This window comes from Microbacterium sp. (genome assembly GCF_035277845.1).
Lineage (GTDB): Bacteria > Actinomycetota > Actinomycetes > Actinomycetales > Microbacteriaceae > Microbacterium.
Window position 1 is genome coordinate 1 of the sequence record NZ_DATEJS010000299.1, and the last position, 11,671, is coordinate 11,671.

General features: G+C 70.0%; 11 protein-coding genes. 7 read left to right on the forward strand and 4 right to left on the reverse strand.

Translation table 11 applies throughout. The features are described from left to right. Both VJR25_RS13075 and VJR25_RS13080 read left to right on the forward strand, forming a co-directional pair. The coding region (locus VJR25_RS13075; RefSeq protein WP_324115707.1) for a thiamine pyrophosphate-dependent enzyme at positions 1-619 on the forward strand (619 nt) is incomplete at its 5' end. Then, entirely contained in the window at positions 610-1,821 is a 1,212-nt protein-coding gene (locus tag VJR25_RS13080; RefSeq protein ID WP_414683788.1) for a PLP-dependent aminotransferase family protein, read from the forward strand. The genes VJR25_RS13075 and VJR25_RS13080, both read left to right, overlap by 10 nt. Before the next feature lie 38 nt (positions 1,822-1,859). Here VJR25_RS13080 and VJR25_RS13085 read toward each other — a convergent pair whose 3' ends face one another. Next, positions 1,860-2,813, reverse strand: a complete 954-nt coding sequence (locus VJR25_RS13085; RefSeq protein ID WP_324115712.1) for a nucleoside hydrolase — start codon at positions 2,811-2,813, stop codon at positions 1,860-1,862. A gap of 42 nt (positions 2,814-2,855) precedes the next feature. Here VJR25_RS13085 and VJR25_RS13090 point away from each other — a divergent pair, with 42 nt between their 5' ends. Both VJR25_RS13090 and VJR25_RS13095 read left to right on the forward strand, forming a co-directional pair. Beyond that, positions 2,856-3,692, forward strand: coding sequence for a PfkB family carbohydrate kinase (locus tag VJR25_RS13090; protein WP_324115715.1), 837 nt, complete (start codon positions 2,856-2,858; stop codon positions 3,690-3,692). Positions 3,693-3,755: 63 nt separating this feature from the next. Continuing rightward, positions 3,756-3,953, forward strand: coding sequence for a hypothetical protein (locus VJR25_RS13095; protein ID WP_324115718.1), 198 nt, complete (start codon positions 3,756-3,758; stop codon positions 3,951-3,953). A gap of 30 nt (positions 3,954-3,983) precedes the next feature. Here VJR25_RS13095 and VJR25_RS13100 read toward each other — a convergent pair whose 3' ends face one another. The 3 genes from VJR25_RS13100 to VJR25_RS13110 are packed head-to-tail and all read right to left on the reverse strand — an operon-like array spanning position 3,984 to position 7,748. Then, on the reverse strand, positions 3,984-4,817 hold the full coding sequence (locus VJR25_RS13100) for an alpha/beta hydrolase (protein ID WP_324115719.1): 834 nt from the start codon (positions 4,815-4,817) through the stop codon (positions 3,984-3,986). Then, the gene (locus VJR25_RS13105; RefSeq protein WP_324115720.1) at positions 4,810-6,615 is read right to left on the reverse strand and encodes a DUF2264 domain-containing protein; all 1,806 of its coding nucleotides are present in this window, start codon (positions 6,613-6,615) and stop codon (positions 4,810-4,812) included. Before VJR25_RS13105 ends, VJR25_RS13100 begins: the two co-directional genes overlap by 8 nt. A 32-nt stretch (positions 6,616-6,647) precedes the next feature. Further along, on the reverse strand, positions 6,648-7,748 hold the full coding sequence (locus VJR25_RS13110; RefSeq protein ID WP_324115721.1) for a LacI family DNA-binding transcriptional regulator: 1,101 nt from the start codon (positions 7,746-7,748) through the stop codon (positions 6,648-6,650). Positions 7,749-7,973: 225 nt separating this feature from the next. Between VJR25_RS13110 and VJR25_RS13115 the strand changes: the two genes are divergently transcribed. The 3 genes from VJR25_RS13115 to VJR25_RS13125 are packed head-to-tail and all read left to right on the forward strand — an operon-like array spanning position 7,974 to position 11,494. After that, on the forward strand, positions 7,974-8,921 hold the full coding sequence (locus VJR25_RS13115) for an ABC transporter permease subunit (protein WP_324115722.1): 948 nt from the start codon (positions 7,974-7,976) through the stop codon (positions 8,919-8,921). Next, the gene (locus tag VJR25_RS13120) at positions 8,918-9,874 is read left to right on the forward strand and encodes a carbohydrate ABC transporter permease (RefSeq protein WP_324115723.1); all 957 of its coding nucleotides are present in this window, start codon (positions 8,918-8,920) and stop codon (positions 9,872-9,874) included. Before VJR25_RS13115 ends, VJR25_RS13120 begins: the two co-directional genes overlap by 4 nt. Before the next feature lie 54 nt (positions 9,875-9,928). Then, entirely contained in the window at positions 9,929-11,494 is a 1,566-nt protein-coding gene (locus VJR25_RS13125; protein WP_324115725.1) for an extracellular solute-binding protein, read from the forward strand. The last annotated feature ends 177 nt before the right edge of the window (positions 11,495-11,671 follow it).

Consider the following 11,671-nt stretch of genomic DNA (forward strand, 5'->3'; position numbering starts at 1 on the left):
GTGGGCCGACCTCGACGCCGGGCGCGCCGAGTGCATCGCGCAGGCCGCCGCGTTCAATCCGGTCACCGACCGGGCCGGCCGCGCGATCGCGGCGACCTTGCCGGCGGACGCCGTGGTGGCGGGCGACTCGTCGCAGATCACGTACCTCGGCATGGCCAGCGCCGTGCGCCAGGACGAGCCGCACGCGTTCCTGTACACCCCCGCCTACGCCACGCTCGGCTACGGCCTGCCCGCCGCGATCGGCGCCGCCGTCGCCGAGCAGGCGCGCGGCGCGGACGCCCGGCCCGTCCTGTGCGTCGTCGGCGACGGTGCGCTCATGTTCGCGGTGCAGGAGTTCGCCACCGCCGTGGAACAGGACGTCGACGTGACGGTCGTCTGCTTCGACAACGGCGGCTACGCCGAGATCCAGCAGAACGAGGCCGACCGCGGCATCCCGCCCATCGGCGTGCAGCTCGCCCAGCCCGACTGGGCCGCGCTCGCCGACGCGTTCGGCGGCCGCGGCTGGCGCGTGTCGTCGGTGTCGGAGCTCGGCGACGTCGTGCGGCAGGCGGTGGATGCCGGGGGAGTGAACCTGGTGCACCTTCCCGCGGACCTCTTCGTGGAGGACGGATGCCGGTGACCACTGACATGAGCCCGGCCTACGCGCGCCGTGCCGCGCACTTCCGCCCGTCGCCGGTGCGCGCCGTGTGGGACGTGTCGATGCGCGCGGGCATGATCTCGCTCGCCGGCGGCAACCCGGACCTCGCCGGGCTGCCCCTCGACGAGCTGGGCGACCTCGCCCGGCGGCTCGTGGCGGAGCACGGCACCGACGCGCTGCAGTACGGCAGCGGCGGCGGGGTCGAGGCGCTCAAGCACGAACTCGTCGAGCTCATGCGGCCCGCCGGCATCGGGGCATCCGTCGACGACGTGCTCGTCACGGCGGGCTCGCAGATGGCGCTGCAGCTGGTCACGACCCTGCTGTGCGATCCCGGCGACGTGGTGCTCGCCGAAGGGCCCACGTACGTCGGCGCGATCAACGTGTTCGAGGGGCTCGAGGCGTCCGTCGTGCACGTCGGCTCCGATGCGGACGGCCTCGTGCCCGAGGCCCTCGAGTCGTCGATCGCGGCGGTGCGCGCGCAGGGGCGCACGATCAAGTTCCTCTACACGATCCCGAACTACAGCAATCCGTCGGGGGTCGTCACGAGCCGGGAGCGCCGCGAGCGGGTGCTGGCGATCTGCCGGGATGCCGGCATCCTCGTGGTCGAGGACGACCCGTACGGCCGGCTCGGCTTCGACGGCGCCGTGATGCCTGCGCTGCGGTCGATGGACGAGTCCGTGGTGTACCTCGGCTCGATGAGCAAGATCTTCTCGCCCGGCATCCGGATCGGCTGGGTGGTCGCGCCCGCGGAGCTGCGCCTGCGGCTGCAGATCGCGGCCGAGACCGCGACGATCCACCCGTCCGTCTTCAGCCAGCACCTCGCGCTCGCCTACCTGCGGCACACCGACTGGCAGGCCGGCCTGCGCGCGAGCATCGGGCGGTACGAGGAGCGCGCCCGCACCCTCGTCGCCGCGCTCGAGCGCGAACTGCCGGACGGATGCCGCTGGACGGTGCCGCAGGGCGGGTTCTTCACCTGGGTGACGCTGCCCGCGGGCGTGTCCGCGCAGCGGCTGTTCGACGCGGCCGTCGACGAGGGCGTCGCATTCGTGACGGGCACGGCGTTCTATGCCGGCGGTCGCGGCGGGGACGGCGAGTTGCGCCTGTCGTTCTCGCTCGAGACGCCCGAGCGCATCGACGAGGGCGTGCGCCGGCTCGCCGCAGCCCTCCGGCGCGTGATGGCCTGAGACGCGCCGGACTGCGCCCGGGGCGCCGCCGGGGGCGCTCAGCCCAGGATCGTGTCGAGCAGGATGCGGACGACGGGCCGGTCGACCTCGCGGACGATCCGCACGCCGCCACGGGACGAGTCGCCGAGCCCGCGCCAGATGCCGCGCAGGTCCGCGATCGTCGCGCCGCGGCTCGGTCCGTGGGTCGTGTCCACCTCGAGCGGCACGCGCGGGGCGCTCGTCAGCCCGATCTCGCCGGCCGCGATCACCGCGGCGAGCGGGTCGTGCAGCGCGCACGTGCGGCGGCCGAAGATCGGACGGTAGAACTCCATGTAGTGATCGAGCATGGTCGCCAGCACCTGCGCGAGGGGATCGTCGGATGCCGCGAGCGCGCGCTGGTCGTCCTCCTCGAGGGTGTGCGCCATGGTGACGTCGAGCGGCACGAGGGCGGCATCCCACTCGGCGGCGAACGCCACCGCGGCCGCCTCCGGGTCGTTGTAGATGTTCGCCTCGGCGGCCGGGGTCACGTTGCCGGGGGACAGGCAGGCTCCGCCCATGACGGTGAAGCCCGCGACCCGGGTCGGCAGCGTCGGGTCCGCCTGCAGGGCCAGCGCGATGTTCGTGAGCGGGCCCACCGCGACGACCTGCAGTGCGCCGGCGTACTCGTGGGACAGATCGAGCAGCAGCTGCACGGCGGTGCGGTCGTCGGGCCGCCGGTCGGAGCGCGGCAGCTCCAGCCCGCCGATGCCGTTGTCGCCGTGCACGTGGGCGGCGCCGCCGTGGTAGTCCTGCGCGAGGTGGTGGTGCGAGCCGATCGCGACCGGGATGCCGGATGCCCCGGCGATCGCGAGCAGATCCAGCGTGTTGATCGCGGCCTGCGCCGCGTCGGTGTTGCCGGACACCGTGCCGATGCCGACGAGGTCCACGGCGGGGGAGCGCAGCAGATAGCCGAGGGCCAGCGCGTCATCGATGCCGGTGTCGCAGTCGAAGAAGACGGGAGTGGGGGCGGGCATGTGCTCTCCTCGGGTCGGACCGGCGCGTGGTGGAATGGGCGTATGGCATCCTTCCGCCCGTTGTGCGTCGTCGGCAGCGTGAACGCCGACATCACCGTATCGGTCGTCGAGCTTCCGCGGGCGGGTGAGACCATTCTCGGGCATGCGCTGCGCCGGGATGCCGGGGGCAAGGGTGCGAACCAGGCTGCGGCGGCCGCGCGCCTGTCGGATGCCCGGGTGCGCATGATCGGCGCGGTCGGCGACGACCCCGACGGTCAGGCGATGCTGCAGAACCTGCTCGACGCGGGGGTGGATGCCTCCGGCATCTGGCTCGGCGAGGAGCCCACCGGCACGGCGCTCATCACTGTCGACTCGCACAGCGAGAACCACATCGTCGTGGTGCCCGGCGCCAACGCGGCGGTCGGCATCGACGGGGTGAGGTTCGATCCCGACGAGGCCGTGCTCGCGCAGCTGGAGATCCCGCTCGACACCGTCGAGGCGCTCGCCACCGCGGTGCCCGGATTCCTCGCGATCAACGCGGCTCCGGCCGCGCACCTGTCGGCGGAGCTCATCGAGCGCGCCGACCTCATCATCGTCAACGAGACCGAGTACGCGGAACTGCCCGAGGTGGCATCCGCGCGGCTCGTCGCCGTCACCCACGGCTCGGCCGGGGCGATCATGCTGGAGCGCGGCGTGCAGGTGGCATCCGCCGCGGCCCCGAGGGTGTCCGCGGTGTCGTCGGTCGGCGCCGGCGACGCGTTCTGCGCCGCACTGACCCTGGCGGTGCACGCCGGCTGGGCGTACGAGGACGCCCTCCGCGCCGCGTGCGCCGTGGGTGCGGATGCCGTCACCCACCTCGGCGCCCAGCCTCCGCTGCGAAGCCTCGTCACCTACGCCTGACAGGCGCCTATGGGTGTCGGCCACGCCCGACCCGCCGGTCGCAGGCAGGTATAGCTTCAGGGCATGCGACGGAATTACTGGGTCTACAGCGTCGGGCTCGCAGTCGTCTGGGCGATCGTCCTGATCGTCGCCTTCTCGCTGCGCGGTGCCGCCGCGATGCCCTACCTGTATGTGTTCGGAGGGTTCGCCATCGCCTGGATCTCGGGCACGATCGCCCGGTACGTGTACCCGCCGCCCGCCCGCTGGCACGCCACCGAGTGAGGTGCCGTCCGGCGTTCGACGGAGGGGACCTCAGTGCGGGGAGCGGCTCCGGGAATGTCGCTCGAGGAAGTCCAGGCTCGTCGCGGCGAACGCGCCCGGGGCGTCGCGGCGCACGAAGTGCCCGGCCCCGTCGACCACCACGACCTCGGCCCCGAGCGACTCCGCCAGGCTCCGGTGCGCCGACGTGATCCCGATGCGGTCGGTGCCGGTCACGATCCGCACGGGCACGCCGTGGCCGATCACCTCGTCGAGGAGGTCCGGCCAGGGCGCAGTCGGGATGATGTCGCCGTTCTCCACGATCCACGGGTCGGTGAGCGTCTTCGCCCGGGCCCAGGCCTCGACCTCCGCGTCATCCCAGCGCGGGAAGCGGTGATGTCCGATGGCCTGACGCTCCGCGGCGCTCGCCTCTTGCAGGCGTCGCAGGTCGTCGGCGGCGTCGGCCGCCGTCCTGCGGTCTTGGTGCCGCGTGACCGGGAGGCGCCAGAAGGGGTCTTCCAGCACGACACCGGCGAATGCACCGGGTCGCCGCGCGGCGACGGCGATGACCGCGCCGCCCGCGGAGTGCCCGTAGGCGAACCGCGGTTCGGGGAGGTCGAGGATGCTCCGGTCGAACGCGTCCGTGAGGTCGTCGACGATGACGTCTCCGGGATGCCGGGATGCCCCGGCGCCTCTCCATCGGGGCGAAGCACCGTGGCCGCGCAGGTCGACGCAGACCACCGCGAAGCCGGCTGACGCCCAATCCTCCGCGAGGGGGAGCAGCGTGTCGGCCGACTCGGCCAGGCCGTGCACGGCGAAGACGGATCCCCGCGCGGGGCCCCGCGCCGGAGTGAGCAGCCGGTGCAGTCCTCCGCCGACGTCAGCCATCGTGACATCCTTCCGCCTCCGCGCTGGAGTGCGACGAAGACCGGGACAGTGCGCAGACGACCGTGAACCAGGTGCCGACCGTGGCGTCGGGCACGCAGACCACCGGGGTCGATGTTCCGCGGCCGAAGCCGCTCGGGTGGGTCGCAGTATCGACCCACGCCGTCGCGGTCGTCGGGTCCGTGGTCCGCAGGGTGCTCCGCAGGCCGTCGGGCGCCCGAACCGCGGCGCCTCCCGGTGCGGTCCGGGTGTCGGCTTCGCCGCTGATCGGGTATCCGGTGAAGAACAGATCCCGAGGCCCGCCGCTCAGCAGTCGAGCGGACCGGTGCTCCTGCCCGTCGCGGATCGCGGAGGCGAGCTCGACCTCGACGGGCGCGAGGTCGGCCTCTGGCGACACGAGCGTGAAGGTGCTCTCGACCGTCGACTCGTCCATCCGGGTGACGGTGAGGTTCTCACGCAGCAGCGGGCGGCCGGATGCATCGACCACGAACACCGAGTTGTCGGGGAGCGCGATCGGTGCGTCTTCGCTGACGAGCGATTGGTCGAGCACGGGCGCGGTCGCCGTCGAATACGCGATCCGCGCATAGTTCGGGTCATCCCGAAGATGCCGCGAATGCGGATCGCGGCGTTCACGCGGCCGCCAGGTGCCGTGGTTGATCACCCGGATGAGACCATCCTCCGCTGTGCCGTGCACGAGCCATCCGGGCGTGGGCTCCGGCCCGATGAAGTCGCCGGCATCGACCGGAAGGGACTCGGCGGGCTCCGTCCAATACGGGTGCTGCGGGTCGAGCAGCAGCCCGACGAAGGCCTTGCTCATCCAGTAGGGCGATCCGGGTCCGGAGTAGTCCTGCGCGATCTCGGGCGTGCACTGCGCCCACCCCATGCTCAGCGGTGCTCCGTGCCGGGCGCCGGTCCGCAGGAAGTACGACAGGACCCGTGCCGCCGCCGAGCGCAGCTCACCCGGCCCGACCGGGGCATCCAACAGCGCGGTTGCGGGCAGTGAGGCCGCGACTCCGGCGCGGTAGATCAGCGATCGTCCCTGGTAGATCGGAGCGCCGTCCCGGCCGATCATCCTCAGAAGCGATCGCGCATGCGCGGCGCTCTCGGCCGCGTAACGCCGGACGCGCCCGGGATCGATGCGGGCGCCCTCCATGCGCGCCCAGAGTGCCGGGTAGAGATGGAACGACCAGCTGTTGTAGTAGTCGAAGGTGTGCTCGCGGCCGTCGTCGCCGTCGGAGTACCAGCCGGGTCCGCGGCGATAGGTCTCGATGCGATCGAGGTCCTCGACGGTGGACCGCACCGGGATGTCGTACCCCACGCTGCGCAGGAAGGCGTGGACGAGGACCCGGAAGAAGATCCAGTTGCCGGACACGTCCGTCTGCGCTGCGAGCAGGTACTCGACCACCCGCTGCCGGGTGGCATCCGGCAGTGCGTCCCACAGCTGCTCCCGCGTTTCGAACAGGGCGAACGCGAGCGAACCGCACTCGACCATGATCTGCGGGGTCTCGTCGAGGTGCGGCCAGCGCTCCGGATGCCGCGCGTCCGTTCCCGCCGCGAGAGCCTCGGCGTAGCCGTCGAGAAGGGACGCCCGCGTCTCGGGTGCGGAGTGGGCGGCGGCGCACGCCGTCAGCCAGAACGTCCGCGCGAACCCCTCGAATCCGTCGCTGCGGCTCCCGGACGCGCTCGGCCGTCCGGGAAGCATCACGAGCGACCGCGAGGCCGAGCGGAACGGCGCCACATCGTCGAGCATCGCTGAGGCGGCGGCCATCCAGCCGGTGCGGCGATCGAGGTCCGCAGGCATCGCGCCGGAGCTCGGCCGAAGCGGGCCCCCGGTCACGGAGTCCAGGGCTCCTGCGGCGCGACTCCGGTCGAACCCCGCACCACCAGGCGCGGCTCCAGCAGGACGTGACCGGTGTGCTCGGCGGAGAGGGCGATCTCGGCGGCCGCGACGCCGACTTCGTAGAAGGGAGGATGCACCGTCGTCAGCCCCGGGGTGAGGTCGCCCACGATGGGCACGTCGTCGAAGCCGACCACGGACATGGCGTCGGGGATCGGGACGCCCGCTGCGCGAAGGGCGCGCATCGCGCCGATCGCCATGACATCGGTCATGCAGACCAGGGCGGTGGCGGGAATCCCGGTCTGCAGGAACCGCCGGACCGTCGCCTCGGCGGCATCCTCATGGTTGGTCGTGTGCAGCACCAGCGACGGATCGAACACCACGCCGTGCGTGGCGAGTCCGTCACGGTACCCCCCGAATCGCAGGTCCGAGGTCGTCATGCCCGGCCCCTCGCCGAGGTACGCGATCCTGCGGTGGCCGAGCGACACGAGATGGTCGACCACGCTGCGCATCCCGCCGGACTGGTCGTAGTCGGCGCTCGGGATCTCGTTGTGGCCGGGGATCGGCGGCCGCCCGCAGAAGACGAGCGGGGCGTCGATGTCCGCGAGCGACCGGGCATACTCCACGGCGGTCTGCGCGAATGCCTCGTCGCTCTCGGTCGAGCCCACGAGCAGGACGGCGGCGGTGCGCTGCTCCCGGAGGGTCTTCACGAGCTCGCGCTCACGGTCGCGATCGCCGTGGGTCGTGCAGATCATCAGCAGGTAGCCGTTCGGCGTGGCCCGTGACTCGACGCCGGCCGCAAGCGCGGCGAACGTGGGGCCGATCATCTCCCGCACGACGAAGGCCATGGTGCGCAGGCCGCGCCCCGTCATCGAGCGGGCGAGGCCGTTGACCACATATCCGAGCTCATCGGCGGCAGCGAGGACGCGTTCGCGCGTGCTCGGCTGCACGCCCTTGGCGTCGGCGAAGACGCGCGACGCCGTCGCCGCCGAGACACCGGCCCGCATCGCGACATCGCGAAGATTGACCGAGCCGATGCGCGCCGGCCCCGGGCGAGTGCGCCCCGTCGTCGCGTTCTGATCCTCTTCGTCGCTCACATGCATGATGCTAGAGCATGCCAACCCCCTATGGAACTAGTTGCAGAATTTCGCTTGACTTGCCGTCGAGGGTGATCTAGCGTCCAAGTGAAACTAGTTACAAAGTCTCCGGACGAAGACGGCGTTCCGTGTCGGATCGCTTGACTCGGGAAACTCGAGTGGTCTACTTTCAGCAGTGTGAAACTAGTTCCAAGCCGATTGGAACGAAGAGTCGAGGAGAGCCTCGTGCAACGAAGCATCACCGCCGCACCACGCCGGCGAAAGCCGACCAGCCGCGGCACGATCGGGCTGCTGCTGCTCGCCCTTCCCGGAGTCGTCTGGTTCGTGGTGTTCGCGTACGGACCGATGGCCGGCCTGGTCGTGGCGTTCAAGGACTTCAACGTCAGCGAGGGCATCTTCGGCAGTGCCTGGAACGGCCTGCAGAACTTCGCGTACTTCTTCTCCAGCGGGGATGCTCCGCGCATCGTCATCAACACACTCGTGCTGAACGCCCTGTTCCTCGCCGCGTCGATGGCCGCGGGGCTGTTGCTCGCCCTCATGCTGAACGAGATCAAGGGCCGCGTCGCGCGCCGGTTCGGGCAGTCGGTCATCTTCTTCCCCTACTTCGTCTCGCCCATCGTGATCAGCATCATCCTGCAGGCGATCCTCGCCGGGGTCGGCGGGCGCGGCGGCATGCTCAACGACTTCCTGAACGTCTTCGACCTGCCCCAGCCGAACTGGTACACCACCCCCGGCGCCTGGCCGTGGATCCTCACGATCGTGAAGATCTGGCAGCTCGGCGGGTACACCTCGGTGATCTTCCTGGCCGCGATCACCTCGATCCCCGAGGAGGTGTACGAGGCCGCCGCCTTGGACGGTGCCAGTCGGGCCCGCATGGCGCGATCGATCACGACGCCTCTGCTGCTGCCGACCCTCGGCATCCTGATCGTGCTGGGCGTGGGACGGATCTTCTTCGGAGACTTCGCCACGATCTACGCGATCGTCGGCGACAACGGCACCCTGTTCCCGACCACGGACGTGATCGACACCTACGTCTTCCGGTCCCTGCGCACGGTCGGCGACTTCGGCACGACCGCGGCGATCGGGCTGTTCCAATCAGTGGTCGGCTTCGTGTTCGTCACCGCCGCGGTGCTCGTGCAACGTCGCATCGACAAGGAAGGCAGCATCCTGTGAGCATCGCCGCCCGCACCGAGACGATCACCGATCTCGGCGCAGAGACCGTCTTCGAAGAGGTCCGCCCGGTTGCCCGGAAGCCCAGGCGGACTCGTCCCGACGCCTTCCAGGTGACGAGCTACGTCGTCGTCACGCTGTTCTCGCTGTTCTGCCTGATCCCGCTGTGGATGATCGTCGCCGGCTCGTTCACCGACGAGTCCACGCTCGCCGCACAGGGATACAGCTTCTGGCCGGAGCCGTTCTCGCTGGCGGCCTACCAGATGCTGTTCACCGGCACGGGGCTGCTGAACGGCTACATCGCGTCACTGTTCATCACCGTGGTCGGCACGGCGCTGTCGCTGTCCTGCACCGCTGCGCTCGCCTGGGTGATCGCGCGTCGCCTGCCCGGGATCAGCCGCCCGCTGACGATCTTCGCGTACATCCCGCTGCTGTTCACGGGCGGCCTGGTGCCCCTCTATCTGCTCGTCACCCAGGTGCTGCAGCTGAGCAACAGCTGGTTCTCCGTGATCCTGCCGATCATGCTGGCGCCGTTCCTCATCTTCGTGGCGGTCAGCTTCTTCCGGCAGCTGCCCGAGGAGATCCTCGACTCGGCCCGCATCGACGGGGCGGGTGAGCTGCGCGTCTTCTTCCAGATCGTGCTGCCCCTGTCCAAGCCGATCCTCGCGGTCCTCGGACTCTTCTACGCCGTCACCTACTGGAACGAGTGGTTCATGGCGCTGCTGTTCATCTCCGACCCCGACAAGTTCCCGTTGCAGCTCATCCTGCAGAACCTGATCTCGAACGTCACCAACGCCGCGAGCCTGCCCGGAGCATCGGCGGCGCAGGCGGCGGCCCCGGTCTACCAGCTGCGGTTCGCGATGACCGTGCTGACGATCGCCCCCATCCTGTTCGCCTACCCGTTCGCTCAGCGCTACTTCGTCAAGGGCCTCACCCTCGGCGCGAGCAAGGGCTGATCCGTCCTCACCCGACCCACCACCTCTGCAATCTGTTCAAAGGAGTACACAGATATGTCCACGACCATCACTCGGCGCGGATTCCTCGCGCTCGGTGGCACGGCCGCGCTCGCGGCCGGTCTCGGCGCCACCCTCGCGGGATGCTCACCGGCCGGCTCGAGCGGTGCGGGCCTCTCGGGCTCGTCCCTCGCAGTGCTGCCCAGCACGGCACCCACGACCTGGAACACGGTGCTCGCCAAGTTCAACGCCGGCCTCAAGAAGACGCACGGGTTCGAACTGAACGCCCAGTTCATCAACTGGACCAACTACGCGCAGCAGTCGCTGCTCAAGTTCACCGCGGGCGCCAAATTCGACACCGCGCTGCAGGCGCTGTGGCTGAACATGGCCCAGCTGCAGCAGCAGAAGGCGCTCGTCGACCTCACCAGCCACATCTCCAAGTGGCCGAACCTGTCGAAGCAGCTCGCGCCCGAGCTGATCGCCTCCAACAAGTGGAGCGGGCGCCTGTGGGGCATTCCGCAGGTGAACAGCGCCGGTCGCGTCCAGCACTTCAGCATCCGCAAGGACCTCGCCGACAAGTACGGGTTCGACACCATCCAGGACTTCGACACGCTCGAGAAGTACTTCTACGACGTCAAGCAGAAGGAATCCGGGATCACCCCGTTCGCGGTGTCGTCGAACCAGACGTTCGAGCTGGCGATCGGCCCCCAGGGACCCGTCGGCCTGTTCGACGCCGAGGGCTGGCAGAATCCCACCCAGTACTTCAACACCCTGTTCGCGGGCTCCGGCCTGTACTTCAGCTTCGACGAGGCGAAGCTCGCCGCCGGAACCGCGGACCCGGTGCCGTTCTGGGAGAACCCGCAGATCGTCGACACGCTGCGCCGCATCCGCAAGTACTACCAGGACGGCATCATCAACGCGAACGGTCTGAACGCCGACAGCGCGACCATCGGAGCTCAATTCCAGGCCGGCAAGTTCGCCGGGCAGTGGGCGATCACCGACGGCACGGCCAGCAACGCGCTCGTCGCGCTGCAGAAGGCGGTTCCGAACGCGAACCTCGAAGAGGTGCTGCCGTTCGGCGGTCCGCTCACCTCGCAGAAGCCGCTGCAGACCTTCCAGGCCGACAACCTCGTCGTCGTCAACGCGAACGGGGGCGATGTCGACCGCGCCCTCGCCCTGCAGGACTACCTGTCCATCCCCGAGAACCACGACCTGCTGGCCTACGGCGTCAAGGGAACCGACTGGGAGCCGACCGGGGCGAACGGCATCAAGCAGCTGAGCACCTACAGCTTCCCCGGCTACGCCCTGCTGTGGCGCAGCAAGCTGGAGCGCCGGTCCTCGTTCATGACCGACTCGGAGTCCCAGGTGTTCGACTGGGCTCAGGACTACGGCAACTTCACGCGGGCGACTCTCGCCTCGTTCATCCCGGACGTGACACCGGTCAAGCAGGCCGCCGCATCGATGAACAACGTCATCACCCAGTACGCCAACCCGCTGTACTACGGCGTCGTCGACGTCGACAGCCAGCTGCGCCAGCTCAAGTCGGCCGCAGCGTCGGCCGGGCTCAGCACGCTGCAGAACGAGATGGCCAAGCAGGTGAGCGCCTACCTGTCCAAGAAGTAGGTCGTCACGACCACGGGTTCGGGCGGGCGAGCCGCAGCCGCCCGAACCCGCCGACCTTGCGGAGTCCGCCCCCGCAAGGCCCGTTCGGCGTGCGCGCGAAGCGCGTGATCAACCCGGCGGCGGCCGCCATCCCCCTCATCACAGCGAAGTGAACGGACAACGCATGAGCACTGAGAT